The following is a 14,953-nucleotide window of genomic DNA, read 5'->3' as shown; positions in this document are numbered from 1 at the left end:
GGCCCAGGCGTTCGCCTGGGCCCCTGCTGACGTCCTGGGGCTCGACTCTCACGGCTCGGGGCGTCGCGTACCCTCGACGCGTGGACGAGGCACGACCGAGGGACCTGATCGACGCCCCGGCGGACCCGGCGACCGTGGTGCGCGACGCCGTCGGGCGGGACGCCGCCCGGCGCGGCTTCTCGGTCGATCCCGGCCAGGAGCCCGCGGTCCTGGCCCTCGACACCCTGGCGGGACGGCTCGCCCACCCCGCACCGGACGCGCTGAGCGGCCTGTACCTCTGGGGCCCCGTCGGGCGCGGCAAGACATGGCTCATGGACGTGTTCCTCGCGACGGTCGCCCCGCTCGTGGGCCCCGCCACCGCGACGGTCCGTGTCCACTTCCACGACTTCCTGCGCCGCCTGCACGGCGAGCGTTTCCACCGTGGGTCGATCGACGCCGCGCTCGACGCGATCCTCGGCGAGGCCCGGCTCGTGTGCTTCGACGAGTTCCACGTGCACGACGCGGGCGACGCGATGCTCGTGGCCCGTGCCGTCCGCGCCCTCGACGGGCGCGGGGTGCGCGTGGTCCTGACGTCGAACTACCCGCCGTCGGGCCTCATGCCGAGCCCGGCCTACCACCACCTGTTCGTCCCGACGATCGACCTGCTGACCGCGCGCCTCGACGTCGTCGAGATCGGTGGTGACCGCGACCACCGGCGCTCACCGAGCGAGGACCTGCGCGGGTTCCGTGGCGGTGCGTTCGTGTGGCCCGCGACGGACGCGCGACTCGCGGCCGCGGGCCTCGCGCGCCCCGAGCCCGCCGAGGCGACGACCGTGCGCATCGGGTCGCGCGAGCACCCGGTCCTCGCCGTCCGGGACGCCGTGGTGTGGCTCGGGTTCGAGCACTGGTGTGCGGGGCGCACCGCGGTCTCGGACGTCCTGCACCTCGCCGACCGCTTCGTGTCCGTGGTGCTCGACGGCGTCCCGGCCCTGGGCGCGCAGGCCCCCGACACGGGGCAGCGGTTCGCGAACCTCGTCGACGTCCTGTGCGACCGCGACGTGCCGCTGCACGCCCTGGCCCACCAGGACCCCGACGAGACGCTGCGCCGGCACGGCGAGGAGGGTGTCGCGCTCGACGTCGAGCGCACGGCGAGCCGCCTGGCGCTGCTGCGACGGCTGGGGCCGGTGCCTGTCATGCGCTGAGAGTCGACCTCCCGTGCCGCCGGGCGGCGCAGGGCGTCCCCGCACCCGGCGCCACCCGGGGCCCCGCACCCGGCGCGCGTGGGTGGTCTGCGCGATGATCGGGAGGGCGGCGTCGCCCCGGCGCCCGTGACGCGAAGGAGCCCCCATGGCCGAGGTACTGCTCTTCCACCACTCGCTCGGGCTGACGCCCGGGGTCCGCGCGTTCGCGGAGACCCTGCGCGAGGCCGGGCACGTCGTGCACCTGCCGGACCTGTACGAGGGCAGGACGTTCCCCGACATCGAGAGCGGCATGGCGTACGTCGAGCAGATCGGGTTCGACACGATCCTGTCCCGCGGCGCGACGGTCGCGGACGGCCTGCCCGACGAGCTGGTCTTCGCCGGGTTCTCGCTCGGGGTGGTGCCCGCGCAGATGCTCGCCCAGACCCGCGAGGGGGCGCAGGGCGCGCTGCTCTTCTACTCGTGCATCCCGACGTCGGAGTTCGGCGACGGCTGGCCGCTCGGGGTCCCCGTGCAGATCCACGGCATGGACGCGGACCCGATCTTCGTCGACGAGGGCGACCTCGACGCCGCCCGGGCCCTGGTCGAGGCCGCCCCCGGTGAGGCCGAGCTGTTCCTCTACCCGGGGGACGCGCACCTGTTCGCCGACGCGAGCCTGCCCTCGTACGACGAGCACGCGGCGCGCCTGCTCACCGAGCGGGTCATCCGCTTCCTGGACGGGATCGGGGGCTGACGGCGCCCCTCCCCGACCGCCGTCGGGAACCGCCCGGCGGCGCCTCTCGTTGTCCAGTTCCACCGTCCCGCAACCGGAGGAACGCCCCCGATGGACTCTGGAACCTGGCTCAACGTCGCGCTCGTCCTGGTGTTCGTCCTGGTCGGCGGGGTCTTCGCCGGGACCGAGTTCGCCCTGGTCTCGTTGCGCGACTCGCAGATCGACCAGCTCGCCCGCCGTGGACCGAGGGGAGCCCGGGTCGCGGGGGTGGCGCGCGACCCGAACCGTTTCCTGGCCGCGGTGCAGATCGGCGTCACGGTGGCGGGGTTCCTGTCGGCGGCGTACGGCGCGTCGACGCTCGCGCCCGACTTCGTACCGGCTCTCGAGTCGGTGGGCCTGCCGACCGGTCTCGCGTCGACGGTCTCGCTCGTGGCGCTGACGCTCGTGATCTCGTACCTGTCCCTCGTCCTGGGCGAGCTCGTGCCCAAGCGCATCGCCCTGCAGCGCTCGGCGCAGTTCGCGCTGGTCGTCGGGCCCCCGCTCGACCGGTTCGCGACCGCGATGCGTCCGGTGATCTGGCTGCTGTCGCGGTCGACCGACGTCGTGGTGCGCCTGCTCGGCGGCAACCCCACGGCGCGCAGCGAGGAGATGACGGAGGAGGAGCTGCGTGACCTGGTGATCGCGCACGAGGCACTCCCCGAGGACGAGCGCCGCATCCTCACCGACGTCTTCTCCGCGGCCAAGAGGTCCGTCGTCGAGACCATGCGGCCGCGCGGCGAGGTCGTGTTCCTGCCGGGCGACCTGACGTTGCCCGAGGCCGCCGCGATCGTGCGCGCCCAGCCGTACTCGCGGTACCCGGTCACGGGCGAGGACTTCGACGACGTCGTCGGGTTCCTGCACGTGCGGGACCTTCTGGGCGTCCCGGGCGACGACGACCCGGGCACGGCGTCGGCCGGCGCCGCTGCGGCTGCCCCTGCCGCTGGTGGCGTGCGGACCGTGCGCGACGTGGCCCGGACCGTGCTCGAGCTCCCGGGCACCAACCAGCTCCTGCCGTCGCTCGCGCTCATGCGCCGCACCGGGGTGCACCTCGCGATCGTGGTCGACGAGTACGGGGGGACGGACGGCATCATCACGCTCGAGGACCTGGTCGAGGAGCTCGTGGGTGACATCCGGGACGAGTACGACCCGGCGCACGCGCCCCTCGCGGAGGGCGACTTCGACGCGGGCCTGACGATCGAGGCGTTCGCGGAGGAGAGCGGGGTCCGGCTCGACGACGGGCCCTACGAGACCGTCGCCGGGTTCGTCATCTCGCGCCTGGGGCGCCTGGGCGTCGTGGGCGACACGGTCGAGGTCCCCGGGCACCGGTTGACCGTCACGGCGGTCGAGGAACGCCGGATCCGTCAGGTCACGCTCTCGGCGCTCGCGGGGCCCCACGACGAGGTGCCCGACGGCGAGCGCTGACCCGCGCGTCAGCCTCGCCTCACGGAGAGCGAGGGTCGCGCACAGGCGACCGGTGAAATGGGGTGAGCGCGCTCCCGGGCACCTGTACCGTGCGGAACGCGCAGCAGGTCGCTGCCCGCGACCTCCGAGGAGCCCGGCCATGTTCCCCCAGACGATCACCGACTTCTGGCACGCGCCCCTCGTGGGCGGCGACGTCCTGCACCGGGACGCGGCGCTCACGGTCGTGAGCAATCCCGGCCTGACCGAGGACCGCCGCGTCACGGTGCTGACGACCCGTGGCACCGACGCCTCGGGCGGCCTGGCCGACCCGGCTGCTCCCACCGCCGGGCCCGGCGCCGTCCTGGTCGCGGTGACACCGCAGGTCGCGAGTCTCCTGGAGCTGGCCGGGCCGCGCGCCGTCACTGAGGCGTCGGTGCGTCGGGCGCTGCAGGAGGCCGGTGTCACGCTGCACGAGGCCGACTGCGTCTTCCACCTCACGGAGCACGCCACGGCCGCACTGCTCGCCGAGGCCGACGTGCCCACCGTGCGACGGCTGACCGCCCAGGACGCTGCGGCCTTCTCCGCGTTCGAGGCGAGCGCCCCCGAGCAGGACCTCGACGACGCGTACGTCGAGCTGGACCACTGGGCCGTGTTCGGTGCGTTCGAGGGCGAGCGGCTCGTGGCCGCCGCGAGCATGTATCCCTGGGGGGACTCCCGCCTGGCGGACACGGGTGTCCTGACGCTCCCCGGCGCACGGGGGAAGGGGCACGCCCGCCGGGTCGTCCGGGCGATCAGCCGCTACGCCCTGTCGCAGGGTTACGATCCGCAGTACCGCTGCCAGGTCGACAACGCCGCGTCCCGCGCCCTGGCCGCCCGCGCCGGGTTCACGCAGCTCGGGACGTGGGAGGTCGTCTCGCCCGGCTCGACTGTCTGACCCTCGGGTCCTTCGGTGCTCCACCGGTAGCCTGGGACCGGCGACCAGCACGGCCGACGACGGGCCGGCCCACGACGGGCCGGCACACGGCTGGTCGGCCGACGACCAGGAGGACCCCGATGAGCACCCCCCGATCAGTCCTGTTCGTGTGCGTCAAGAACGGCGGCAAGTCGCAGATGGCCGCCGGGCTGGCCCGGAAGATCGCGCCCGCCGTCCAGGTCGACTCGGCCGGGACCTCGCCCGGGTCGAGCCTCAACGCGCTCTCGGTCGCGTCGCTCGACGAGGTCGGCGTCGACCTGTCGGGCGAGCACCCCAAGCCGCTGACCCCGGAGCTGGTCGCGGCCGCGGACGTCGTGGTCGTCCTCGGCCGTGAGGCGCAGGTGACCACCGACGACGGGACGCCCGTCGTGGTCTGGGACACCGACGAGCCCTCGCTGCGCGGGATCGAGGGCATGGAGCGCATGCGGCTCGTGCGCGACGACATCGCGGCGCGCGTCCGCGACCTGCTGGCTCCCTGAGGACCGTCAGGCGGTCGGTGTCGCGCCGCCCGTCGGGTGCCCCGGCCCGTCGCCGTCGGTCGGCTTGCCCAGCACGTTCTCCCGCACGACGCGGCGCAGCACCTTGCCGATCTGCGAGCGCGGCAGGTCGGGCACGACGAACAGGTGCTTGGGCAGCGCGTAGCGCGCCAGCTTCTGCTCGCCCCACTCGCGCACGGCCGCGAGGTCGATCGGGAGACCGCTCGCGGTGTCCTGGTCCTCGTCGAGCACGACGGCCGCGGCCACGCGCTCGTCCGAGCCCTCGCCGGGCAGGCCCACGACGGCGACGTCCCGGATCCCCGGCATGAGGCGCAGGTGGTCCTCGACCTGCGACGGGTAGATCTTGAATCCGCCGGTGATGATCATCTCCTTGATGCGGTCGACGAGCGTGACCACACCGTCCGCGTCCACCGTCACGACGTCGCCGGTGCGCAGCCACCCGCCGTCGAGGAGCTGGTGGGCCGTCTCCTCGGGGCGGTTCCAGTAGCCCTGGAAGACCTGCGGGCCGTGGATGAGCAGCTCGCCGCGGACCGTGCCGTCCTCGTCCGGGACGACGTCCTTCGTCGGGTCGTCCTGGTCGACGACCCGGATGTCGGTGCTCGGGAACGGCAGGCCCAGGGCGCCGGGACGGCGGTCGGCCGAGACGGGGTTGCCGAGCGCGACGGGGGAGGTCTCCGTCATGCCGTAGCCCTCGATGAGCAGGCCGCCGGTCGCCTCCTCCCAGGTGCGCGCCGTCGTCGGGCTGATGGGCATCGCCCCCGCGAAGGCGAGCCGGATCGAGTGCAGGTCCACGGGCCTGCCCGCCTTGCGGGCCTTGGCCGCCGCGGCCGCGATGCGGTCGAACATGGGGGCGACGCCCGGGAGGAAGGTCGCAGGGCGACGTTTCTGCGCGGCCAGGAACGACTCGGCGTCGAACTTGGGGAACGCGACGAGCGTCGCGCCGATGCGCGCGGGGAGGGTCAGGCAGAACATGAGGCCGAACGCGTGGAAGAACGGCAGGACGCCGTAGACGGTCTCCTCGCCCTCGCGGAACGACGCCCACGCCTGACCCTGCACGGTGTTCGCGACGAGGTTGCGGTGCGTCAGGACCGCGCCCTTGGGCGTGCCCGTCGTGCCGCCCGTGTACTGGAGGAGGGCGACGTCGTCGGCCGCGGGCTGGGGCGTGGACGGGTCGAGCGGTCCCGCGCTCGCGACGAGCCGGTGCCAGTCGGGGACGCCGGCGGACGCCGGGCCGCGCAGCGCGGCCTTCTGGGTGCGCGCCGCCTTGACGGGCAGGTGCAGCGCGACGCGCTTGACGAGCGGCAGGTCGCGGGCGATGTCGACCGAGACGACCGTGCGCAGCTCGGTGCCGGGCTTCGCGGCGAGGACCGTGGGGACGGCCCTCTGCCAGACGAGCGCGACGGTCGCCCCCGAGTCCGCGAGCTGGTGGGCCAGCTCGTCGGACGAGTACGTGGGGTTGTGCTCGACGACCGTCGCACCGAGACGGAGCGCGGCGTAGAACGCGACGAGGTGCGAGGAGCTGTTGGGCATCACGAGTGCGACACGGTCGCCGCGGCGCACGCCGAGCGACGACAGGGCGCTCGCGGCGCGGTCCACCTTCTCGACCAGGTGCGAGTACGTGACGGTGGCGCCGAAGAAGTCGACCGCTACCCGGTCGGGCCAGCGGGCGGCGGCTCGGGCGAGCGCCGCGGTCACGGGCTCGTCGGGGACGTCGACGGTCGCGGGAACCCCTGGGGAGTACCGACTCAGCCAGGGCTGCTTTGCCAAGGTGTTCACTACTACACCGTAACCTACGGATGCGTAGGTTATGTGTGCGGCACGTGCGAGGAACCTCGGTGGTGCCTGTGAGCACCCGGGAGAAAAACTGGTACCCGGCCGGGTGGAACCTTCGAGCCGTCGGCTGCGTGTTCTGGTCGTGAGGACAACGTACCGACCTCCGCCGAGCAGGTCCGGCGCACGGGCCGCAGGGGGCAGCAGCGCGTCGTCAGGACCCGCTCCAGCGAGGTCTCGAGCCGTCAGGGGGCGGCTCCGGGACAGGCTGGACAGGGGGCCGGCGGGGTCGGTCGGGGTCGTGGTCGTGGCCGTCGGGGGTTCGCTCCTGGCGGTCGGCCTGACCTTGCCCTCACCACAACCCGTCCTCAGCGTGGTCCTCCTCGCCCTCGCACTGCCCGCGTGCGCGATCATCGTCCTGTGGTCGCTCGCGTCGCCGTACGTCGCGGTGCGTGGCGCCCGGGTCGAGCCGACCGACGACGACAGGGGGTGGCTGGTGGTGCGCAGACCGCTGGGCCTCGTCCTGCTGGACGGTGCACGCCTCCGCCCTCCGGGAGCCCAGGGCGTCCCGGGCGCCCAGCGGGCGCTCGCGGACCGGGTGGTCGCCGCGTACACGACGGGGCGGGCCGAAAGGGTCGAGATCCTGAGGCTGCTCGACCGCATCGTGGCCCTGGACCGGCTCGAGCAGGGCGCGGAGGCTGCTGGCGTGCGCAGCCGTGACGGCTTCACGCCAGAGCAGCGCTCGGTCCTGAGCAGGCACGTCCTCGACACGGTGCAACGCGACGTCGAGCTGCTGGAGTCCCGGCGGGCGGGGCTCACGGACCGGATCCTGCGCCCCACGGCGAACGGACTGCCGCCGTGACCGTGGTCCTGCCGCTCGTGGGTGGCAGTGCGACGGGCGGCCCGCGAGGTGTGCCCGCCGAGGACGAGCCCCACCAGGCCGACCCGGACTTCGACGGCGACCAGGCACCGCTGGACGTGGTGCTGCACGCGACACGGAACGCCGAGTTCACGATCTTCATGGAGCAGGCGGTCGGCCCGCTGCACCGCATGGCGTACCTGTTGTGCGGTGATCAGCACCGCGCGGAGGAGCTCACGCAGCAGACGTTCGAACGCACCTTCCGGGCATGGTCCAGGGCGCGCGACGGCGACCCGCTCGTCTATGCCCGCCGGATCCTCGCGAACCTGCGCATCGACACGTGGCGGCGTACCCGCCGCGAGGTGCTGTCCGGCCCGGACGACCTCCGTGACCATTCCGAGGGGATCACGGGCATGCCGGGGGCCGGTGCCTCGACGGGTGCTGCTCCCGCCGCCGTGGACGACCGCGACCTCGTCGTCCGCGCCCTCCTGCAGCTCCCCCTCAAGCAACGTCGTGTCGTGGTGATGCGGCACATGCTCGACCTCTCGGAGGCCGAGGTCTCGGCAGAGCTCGGCATCCCGGTCGGCACCGTGAAGTCGACCGCTTCTCGGGCTCTCGTCCGGCTCCGCACGATCCTCGACGACTCCTCCCGAAAGGGCAGCTCCTCATGACCGGATCGCACGACGACCTCTTCGATCGTCTGCACGCTGCGGCCGACTCCGTCCCGCCCTCGACGCTCGACCTCCCCGTCGTGCTCGTCACGAGCCGACGCAAGGCCACGGCCCGGCGGGCCGTCGCCGGGACCGCGGTGCTCACCGCGTGCGCCGTCCTGGGGGTCGGGGTCGCGAGCGGCCTCCCCGGCCGAGTGGCTCACGACCTCGTCCCCGCGGCGACGTACGAGACCCTGCGCACCGAGATCGTGCATCGAGAGGTGGCTCCCGGGATCACGGCTGTGGCCGAGGCGGCGACCTATGAGCTCCCGGACGAGTCCGTCGTGCTCGACACGGGCATCGAGACCGGGGCGCACGGCGACCGGTTCCTGATCGTCTCGACGGTCGAGCTCTCGGCCGGCGGTTCGGTCGAGCCCGTCGACCGGGACGACCCGGAGACGATCGGGTGGATGGCCGACCTCGGCTACGGGCCGGTCGAGAATCAGCGCATCCAGGTGATCGCCGGGGACGATGCCGAGCTCAGACGGCTCCGAGGTGGGGCAGGACCGACGACGGTCGTCGTCTCCACCCTCGGCTCCGCCGCCGTCGTCGACACCGAGGAGGGCCGGTTCGTCTTCGGCACCACGGTCAGCGAGCGCGTCGACGACGCGCGGACCACGTCCGTCCCGTCCTGGGACCCGTTCACGCAGGCCGACGGGACGGCCGGCACCTCCCTGCTCGTCCCCACGCTGACGATCCCCCAGCGCGCGCGGGTGCCCTTCGCTCTCGCGCTGACGAAGGAGACGTCGTTCGCGCCCGTGACGGCGGCCTCCTTCACGGACGACCGCTCCGCGACGGGGCCCTGCACGGAGCGGGTCGACGGGTGCGCGGTGTCCTACGACACGCGGAGCCGGGTCGCGATCCAGAGCCAGGTGGAGGACCCCCGATGGGCGGCGTTCCTCGAGTCCTTCCCGAACGAGGACGTCTCCGTCCTGGACACGAGCGGAGACATCGTCCTGTTCCAGTGCCAGGCGAGCTGGGACGCCACCGATTGGTCCTTCAGCGAGCACCTCTCGGCCGAGGACGAAGACCGGATCGTCGCGGCCACGGCGGGTCTGACGTACTGCATGGTGGAGAGGAGCCCCACGAGCGACGGGGGCCTGCGCGTGGGTTCGTGACTCACGTCCCACCACGCCGCTCCAGGTCGGCCAGCTCGGCCGCCGCACGGTCCGCGTCGAGGTAGAGCCCGCCGCGGCGCACGGGAACGAGGTGGGCTCGGACCGCCTGAGCGCCTGGCTGCGCACCCGGGTGGGCGTCTCCGCCCGGGTGCGCGGCGTCGTCGGGCACCCGGCGCTCGAAGCGGTAGACGAGCGGGAGGCCCGTGGGGACGTTGAGGACCTGGACCTCGGGGGCCGTGAGCCGGTCGACGAGCATGACGAACGCCCGCAGGGAGTTGCCGTGCGCCACGACGAGGAGGTTCTCGCCGCGGTCGAGGGCCTGGCAAACAGTCGCCCACAGCGGAGCGAGGCGGTCGACGACGTCGGCGAGCGACTCGGTGTCGCGGCGCATGCCGACGCGGGCGTCGTCGGGCAGACGGGAGAAGGTGTCCGCCACCCGCGCCGCCGCCTCGCTGCCCTCCTCGACGGGCGGCGGCCGGTGGTCGAACGAGCGCCGGTACTCCCAGTACGCGGTCTCGCCGAACTCGGCCCGGACGGACTCGCGCAGGTCGTCGGTGAACGCGCCGTAGTGCCGCTCGACCAGACGCCACTCGGGGACGAGGGGAGGGGGACCCGGGAGTCGCGCCGCGACGATCGCCGCGGTCGCCGAGGCCCGGACGAGCGGCGAGGTCAGCACGCGGTGGGGGACCAGCGTCGGGTCCTGCGCGCAGGCCTCGGCCAGCTCAGAGCCCGCCTGCTCGGCCTCGCGGACACCGTGGTCGGAGAGGTCGACGTCGAGCAGCCCGGTGAACCGGTTCTCGGCGTTGTAGACGCTCTGCCCGTGGCGCAGCAGGACGAGGGTTCCAGGGGCCGGGGCGCTCATGGCGACCAGCGAACCACACGCGCGACCGTCAGACCTCGATCAGCCCCCGGTGGTGCGCGATCGACACGGCCTCCGTGCGGCCCGAGGCGCCCAGCTTGGCCAGGACGTTCGAGACGTGGACGCTCACGGTCTTGCCGCTGATGAACAGGCGCTCGCCGATCTGCCGGTTGGTCAGGCCCTGCGCGACGAGCAGCAGGACCTCCTCCTCACGGTCCGTCAGCACGGTCGTCGCGCCGCGGCGCAGGCCCGGCAGGTCCAGGCGCCCGCGACGTGCGAGGTCCCGCAGCGCGCTCGCGAGCGGCGCTGCGCCCATGTCGTCGGCCTCCTCGAGGGCCTCGCCCGCCTGGGCGGCGGCGCCCTCGCGGTCCCCGACGCCCAGCAGCGACTGGGCCCAGCGCCAGCGGGACCGGGCGACCTCGTAGCGGTAGCCGTAGTCGAACGCGGCCGTGGCCTCCTGCCAGAGGAGCGGGTCGTTCGTCCCCGTGAGGCGGCTGTGCTCGGCGCGGGCCCGCACGAGCCACGCGATGCCCTCGGGCCCGAGCCGGCCGCCGCGCGGCCGCCCCCGCTGGGCCGTGGTCTCGGCCTCGGTGAGGAGGGCGTCTCCCTGGGCGACCAGGTCGTCCACGGGGGCACCCACGAGGCGGCGCTCCTCCGTCGCGTCGGCGAGCGCCGTCAGGGCGAGCGCCGAGATCCATATCCGTCCCAGGAAGTAGTCGCTCCACGTGCGGCCCAGGTAGACGATCAGCTCCTGCGCGAGCGACAGCGCCTCCTCGCGCTGGCCCGTCCAGACGAGCGCGTCGATCATGCATCCGCCTGCGATGAGCGCGATCTGCCCGTCGCGCCGCCACTCGGGACGCAGCGCGCGGGCCCGCTCGATCACGCCCTCGTCGCCGCGCGCGACGGCCGCGTAGAGCTGGGCGGCAGAGAGGGCGGCGACCGCGCTCGGGGGCATGGGATCGGGGGACGTGGGCGGTGGGCGGAGATCGCCCGTCGCGTACCGGACGAGCTCGCCGAAGAGCCGGAGCTCGACGCCGTAACCGTTCCAGCCGAGACCGGCCGCGACCGCGTGCTCGAGCCCCGTGTGCGCCTCCACGAGGGCCTGCCCGAGGTCCCCCGAGTAGTAGCGGTTGGCCGCGATGTTGTACCAGCAGCGCATCTCGGTGAGGAGGTCGCCCGCGGCCTGGGCGCGCTCGCGCGCGTTCGCGAGGAGCTGCGCGGCGCGGTCCGCGTCGTCGACCTCGAGCACCGCGAGCGTCGTGAGGGCGTCTGCCTCGACGTCGGGGGCGTCGATCGCGCGGGCCACCGCGATCGCCTCCTCCGCGGTCTCCTGCGCGACGACGTCCATGTCGGCGCGGTCGAGGTTCATCGCGGCGCGGGCGCGCGTCGCGAGGGTCCAGGCGCGATCCTTCGACGGGGGCTCGGTGGGCAGCACGGCGAGGGCCGCGGCCGTGTGCTCGATGACCTCCTCGACGTGCTCGATCCCGAGCAGGTGCAGGGACAGCACGTGCCGCAGCGACGCCTGCCGCAGCGGGTTCTCCGCGGTCATCTCGACGACCTTGCGCGCGATCGCGACCGCCCGGTCCGGCTCGCCCGCGCGGCTCGCCGCGGACGCCGCCGCGACGGCCACGTCGACGCGGTCCTCGCCGAGCAGGTCCGCGGCGTCGGGCACGACGTCCCACAGGCGCAGGACCTGCTCCAGGTGCCGCAGCTCCTCGGCGGGCGCGAGGACCCGCCCCGCGCGGCGCGCGGCCTCGCGGGACGCGACGAGCGCCGTCGTCGTCTCGTGTGCCGACAGCGCGTGGTGGGCCCGCTGCGCGGGCGAGCCGAGCGACGGGTCCTCGGTGAGCGCGGCCAGGTACGCGCGGTGCAGCGCGACCTGCTCGCCGGGCAGGAGGTCGGCCGAGATGGCCTCGGCGAGCAGGGCGTGGCGGAACGCGATCCTGCCGCCGTCGACCGTCAGCACGTGGTGGGCCACGGCCTCGCGCAGCGTCGCGTCGAACGCCTGGTCGAGCGCGCCCCGGGTCGGGGGCGAGCCGGGGGAGCGCAGCCCGCCGAGCGAGAACACGCCCAGGTCCTGCCCGACGACGGCACGCAGCAGCGGCTCGGCGACCACGCGTCCCGCGAGCGACGCGATGCGCGCGAGCTGCTGGACGTCGGGCTCGAGCTGTTCGAGGCGTGCGTGCAGGACGTCCGCGAGGGACCAGGGGAGGGCGTCGGCCTGGGGGCCGGCCTCGACGAGCTCCTCGGCGAAGTACGCGTTGCCCTCCGAGCGCTTCATGACGCGTTCGAAGTCGTTCTTGGGCAGGGACCGGCCCGCGACGGCGGTCGTGAACTGCTTGAGCTCGCCCGGCGTGAACGGGTCGAGGGCCAGGTGGTCGACGCGCGGGTGGCGACGCAGCTCGGCGAGCACGGGACGCAGCGGGTGGCGGCGGTGGAGGTCGTCGGTGCGATAGCTCGCGATGACGAGCAGGTGGTCGGCGCGCAGCCTCGCCAGGAGGAAGCGCAGGACGTCGCGCGTGGACGGGTCGGCCCAGTGCAGGTCCTCGATGACGAGGACGAGCGGGGCCCCGGGGCGCCCGGGGGCCGTGAGCGCGGCCGTGATGCTCTCGAAGAGCTGGAGGCGACCTGCCTGGTCCTCGCCGTTGCCGTCGAGGGACGAGGGGCCCGCGTCGAGGAGGCGACCCAGCGCCGGTCGGGCGTCGATGGTCTTGTCGACGACCTCGTGGCTCGACCGGAGCTCGGACAGCGCCTCCGTGAACGGCAGGTAGGGCAGGCCGACGTCGCCGAGGTCGACGCAGTGGCTCACGACGACGATGGCCCCCGTGCCCCGGGCGAGCTCCGCGGCACGGACCAGGAGGCGCGACTTGCCGACCCCGGCGTCGGCGCCGAGGAGGATCGCACCGGGGTCCCCGGCGGCAGCGCGGCCCACCGCTGCAGCGATCACGTCGAGCTGGTGCGCTCGTGCGACGAAGTGGGCCTGGGAGGGGCGCGGCATACTGCCCATCCTCGCAGCGGCCTGTGACGCCTGCCACGATGTTTCCTGATACTCGCCGCCCGGTGTGACGAACCCCTCTTCCGGTCCGGCCGGTGGCCGGGTTCCTGGTGGTGCCGAGGGCGATGGCCGACCTCGGCCCACCCGACCGGAAGAGGGCTCCGTCATCCGCTCTGACCGGTGGCGCTCGCGTGGGTACTGTGCGTCCTGTGCCCCGGGCGGTGGCTGCGGAGCCAGTGCATCAGCACGTTCTCCTGGTGGTCGTAGTCCGCGCGGACCTGCTGCTGGCGGTAGGCCACCTCGGTCTCGAAGCCCATCACGTACATCTCGTTCATGGTCGTTCCCGTCCTGCTCGTCGGCAGCGGACCTGGTGCCCGCCGTGATCCTCACTCTCGTGCTGAGCGGGCGCGTCGTGCATCGGTCGAGCGGGTAGGTTCTGGGCCGCTACCACCTCAGGCCCGACGGCGTATCTCGCCTGAGGTGGTCTGAGGTGCCTTAGGGGTGAGGTCGCCGGGTGACGGTGACGGGTACCGCCCCGGCGCGGCGGGCCACGAGGGCTGGCGAGGATCGTCGTCGGACCGTTCCCCGCGTGGCTCGACCAGCGCTTGCGTGACGCGCCGCCACCACACCGGCCCGGCCCGGCGGGCGGGTAGGTTCCCACCCGTTGCCAACGACGGGCGCCGGTCGCAGACTGGAATGGACCGGACCCCTTGATGGAGGTGCCCTCGTGACATCGACGTACGACGTGCTACCCATGCTAGGACGCGGCAAGCACCGCAACCCGAAGAAGGGCGCGTGCTTCATGGAGCTCGCGTCGTACCTGGCCGGCGAGCGCTGGAGCGACCATCCCCAGTGCACGCACCCGCTGGTCGCGATGCTCGCGCGAGCGGTCAACGACCTCACGAGCGATGCGGCCAGGCCACGCCTGGCGATCCTCATCCCGTCCGTGATCGGGCTGCGGTCCGACGACCCGCGGTGGAGCGTGTGGATCTCGCTGCGCGCGGCGCAGACGGCGCTGCCCGTCTCGCCGAGCGACAGGCAGGACGTCCTCGCGGTCGCGATCATCGCGGGCGAGCGCATGCTCGACCAGCTCGAGGGCCGCGAGCCCGGCACCCGGACGCAGGCGTCGCAGGACGCCCTGAACATGGTGCCTCGCACGGCGGCCTGGGCCGAGTCGTTCTGCAAGGGCTCCAGGCTGCGTCCCGCACGGTTCGCACGCGACGCCGCGCCGAGCATCGTCGCGGCCGCGGTCCAGGGCATCTCCGAGGCGGGCTCCCGCGACGCCGACGACGCGCTCTACGAGCTGCTCTCGTCGACGATCGAGGCGGCACGGGGCTGGGCTGCGGCAGAGCCCGCCGAGCCGCTCGAGCCCAGCGACTGGGAGCCGGTCGTCCGGAGCGTCGGGGCACAGGTTTGACGGCGGCCGACGACGGCGGCACCCCCGGCCTCGAGGAGTCCCTCGACCTGACGGTGCCGCCGAGCGGTCCCGGCTGCGCCGAGTGCGAGTCCTCCGACGGCTGGTGGGTGCACCTGCGACGGTGCGCGCAGTGCGGGCACGTGGGCTGCTGCGACACGTCGCCCTCGCAGCACGCCACGGCGCACTACCGGGAGAGCGGGCACCGCCTCATGCGCACGTACGAGCCCGGCGAGGACTGGTACTGGGACTACGTCTCGGAGCAGTCGTTCGAGGGGCCGGACCTCGCCCCGCCGATCGCGCACCCCGAGGACCAGACGACGCCCGGTCCCGCCCAGCGCGTCCCCGAGAACTGGCGAGAGCTCATCCACTGACCGCTTCCGCCGAGAAGTGAGTTCACGCCCCTGATCCGCGCGGATCAGGGGCTG

At 73.7% G+C, this 14,953-nt stretch carries 14 protein-coding genes; 10 read left to right on the top strand and 4 right to left on the bottom strand.

The window, feature by feature from the left end; all coding sequences use genetic code 11:
• The first annotated feature begins 80 nt into the window (after nt 1-80).
• The 5 genes from zapE (at nt 81) to ACFRCR_RS09670 (ending at nt 4,782) form a co-directional block, all read left to right on the top strand.
• Nucleotides 81-1,181 (top strand): cell division protein ZapE, encoded by a 1,101-nt coding sequence (zapE, locus tag ACFRCR_RS09690; protein ID WP_377677101.1) that lies wholly within the window; start codon nt 81-83, stop codon nt 1,179-1,181.
• A 145-nt stretch (nt 1,182-1,326) separates the two neighbouring features.
• Nucleotides 1,327-1,911: a dienelactone hydrolase family protein gene (locus tag ACFRCR_RS09685; RefSeq protein WP_377677099.1), complete on the top strand. Its 585-nt coding sequence runs from the start codon at nt 1,327-1,329 to the stop codon at nt 1,909-1,911.
• A gap of 90 nt (nt 1,912-2,001) precedes the next feature.
• A complete protein-coding gene (locus ACFRCR_RS09680) occupies nt 2,002-3,351 on the top strand; it encodes a hemolysin family protein (protein ID WP_377677097.1) in 1,350 nt (449 codons plus the stop codon).
• 139 nt (nt 3,352-3,490) lie between these two features.
• Nucleotides 3,491-4,264: a GNAT family N-acetyltransferase gene (locus tag ACFRCR_RS09675; RefSeq protein ID WP_377677095.1), complete on the top strand. Its 774-nt coding sequence runs from the start codon at nt 3,491-3,493 to the stop codon at nt 4,262-4,264.
• A gap of 119 nt (nt 4,265-4,383) precedes the next feature.
• The gene (locus tag ACFRCR_RS09670) at nt 4,384-4,782 is read left to right on the top strand and encodes a low molecular weight phosphatase family protein (RefSeq protein ID WP_377677094.1); all 399 of its coding nucleotides are present in this window, start codon (nt 4,384-4,386) and stop codon (nt 4,780-4,782) included.
• A gap of 6 nt (nt 4,783-4,788) precedes the next feature.
• Here the strand turns inward: ACFRCR_RS09670 and ACFRCR_RS09665 are convergent, their stop codons facing one another.
• A complete protein-coding gene (locus tag ACFRCR_RS09665; protein ID WP_377677092.1) occupies nt 4,789-6,576 on the bottom strand; it encodes an AMP-binding protein in 1,788 nt (595 codons plus the stop codon).
• Between the two features lie 367 nt (nt 6,577-6,943).
• On the opposite strand from ACFRCR_RS09665, the gene ACFRCR_RS09660 reads away from it, so the two are divergent.
• The 3 genes from ACFRCR_RS09660 to ACFRCR_RS09650 are packed head-to-tail and all read left to right on the top strand — an operon-like array spanning nt 6,944 to nt 9,257.
• Nucleotides 6,944-7,432, top strand: coding sequence for a hypothetical protein (locus ACFRCR_RS09660; RefSeq protein ID WP_377677090.1), 489 nt, complete (start codon nt 6,944-6,946; stop codon nt 7,430-7,432).
• Nucleotides 7,429-8,100, top strand: a complete 672-nt coding sequence (locus ACFRCR_RS09655) for a SigE family RNA polymerase sigma factor (RefSeq protein ID WP_377677089.1) — start codon at nt 7,429-7,431, stop codon at nt 8,098-8,100. Before ACFRCR_RS09660 ends, ACFRCR_RS09655 begins: the two co-directional genes overlap by 4 nt.
• Nucleotides 8,097-9,257, top strand: a complete 1,161-nt coding sequence (locus ACFRCR_RS09650) for a hypothetical protein (RefSeq protein ID WP_377677087.1) — start codon at nt 8,097-8,099, stop codon at nt 9,255-9,257. Before ACFRCR_RS09655 ends, ACFRCR_RS09650 begins: the two co-directional genes overlap by 4 nt.
• A 1-nt stretch (nt 9,258) precedes the next feature.
• Here the strand turns inward: ACFRCR_RS09650 and ACFRCR_RS09645 are convergent, their stop codons facing one another.
• The 3 genes from ACFRCR_RS09645 to ACFRCR_RS09635 all read right to left on the bottom strand — a co-directional run bounded on the left by ACFRCR_RS09645 (nt 9,259) and on the right by ACFRCR_RS09635 (nt 13,446).
• Complete coding sequence (locus ACFRCR_RS09645; protein WP_377677086.1) at nt 9,259-10,119, bottom strand: 2,3-bisphosphoglycerate-dependent phosphoglycerate mutase; 861 nt, start codon at nt 10,117-10,119, stop codon at nt 9,259-9,261.
• Between the two features lie 28 nt (nt 10,120-10,147).
• Complete coding sequence (locus tag ACFRCR_RS09640; protein ID WP_377677084.1) at nt 10,148-13,114, bottom strand: AAA family ATPase; 2,967 nt, start codon at nt 13,112-13,114, stop codon at nt 10,148-10,150.
• Between the two features lie 161 nt (nt 13,115-13,275).
• On the bottom strand, nt 13,276-13,446 hold the full coding sequence (locus ACFRCR_RS09635; RefSeq protein WP_168210009.1) for a hypothetical protein: 171 nt from the start codon (nt 13,444-13,446) through the stop codon (nt 13,276-13,278).
• Between the two features lie 419 nt (nt 13,447-13,865).
• Here ACFRCR_RS09635 and ACFRCR_RS09630 point away from each other — a divergent pair, with 419 nt between their 5' ends.
• Nucleotides 13,866-14,528, top strand: a complete 663-nt coding sequence (locus tag ACFRCR_RS09630) for a hypothetical protein (RefSeq protein ID WP_138827149.1) — start codon at nt 13,866-13,868, stop codon at nt 14,526-14,528.
• A complete protein-coding gene (locus ACFRCR_RS09625; protein WP_377677082.1) occupies nt 14,525-14,899 on the top strand; it encodes a UBP-type zinc finger domain-containing protein in 375 nt (124 codons plus the stop codon). The genes ACFRCR_RS09630 and ACFRCR_RS09625 overlap by 4 nt, the downstream gene beginning before the upstream one ends.
• Nucleotides 14,900-14,953: the final 54 nt, after the last annotated feature.

Source organism: Oerskovia sp. NPDC056781, assembly GCF_042789955.1.
Classification (GTDB): domain Bacteria; phylum Actinomycetota; class Actinomycetes; order Actinomycetales; family Cellulomonadaceae; genus Oerskovia; species Oerskovia rustica.
The sequence above is the reverse complement of the archived record's forward strand: the minus strand, read 5'-3'. Positions and strand labels throughout refer to the sequence as shown.

Excerpts from the sequence above, each read along its gene's own strand:
- ACFRCR_RS09635 (WP_168210009.1), bottom strand. The coding sequence starts at position 13,446 with ATGAACGAGATGTACGTGATGGGCTTCGAGACCGAGGTGGCCTACCGC.
- ACFRCR_RS09650 (WP_377677087.1), top strand. The coding sequence starts at position 8,097 with ATGACCGGATCGCACGACGACCTCTTCGATCGTCTGCACGCTGCGGCC.
- ACFRCR_RS09675 (WP_377677095.1), top strand. The coding sequence starts at position 3,491 with ATGTTCCCCCAGACGATCACCGACTTCTGGCACGCGCCCCTCGTGGGC.
- ACFRCR_RS09630 (WP_138827149.1), top strand. The coding sequence starts at position 13,866 with ATGCTAGGACGCGGCAAGCACCGCAACCCGAAGAAGGGCGCGTGCTTC.
- ACFRCR_RS09680 (WP_377677097.1), top strand. The coding sequence starts at position 2,002 with ATGGACTCTGGAACCTGGCTCAACGTCGCGCTCGTCCTGGTGTTCGTC.
- ACFRCR_RS09670 (WP_377677094.1), top strand. The coding sequence starts at position 4,384 with ATGAGCACCCCCCGATCAGTCCTGTTCGTGTGCGTCAAGAACGGCGGC.
- ACFRCR_RS09685 (WP_377677099.1), top strand. The coding sequence starts at position 1,327 with ATGGCCGAGGTACTGCTCTTCCACCACTCGCTCGGGCTGACGCCCGGG.
- ACFRCR_RS09640 (WP_377677084.1), bottom strand. The coding sequence starts at position 13,114 with ATGCCGCGCCCCTCCCAGGCCCACTTCGTCGCACGAGCGCACCAGCTC.
- ACFRCR_RS09645 (WP_377677086.1), bottom strand. The coding sequence starts at position 10,119 with ATGAGCGCCCCGGCCCCTGGAACCCTCGTCCTGCTGCGCCACGGGCAG.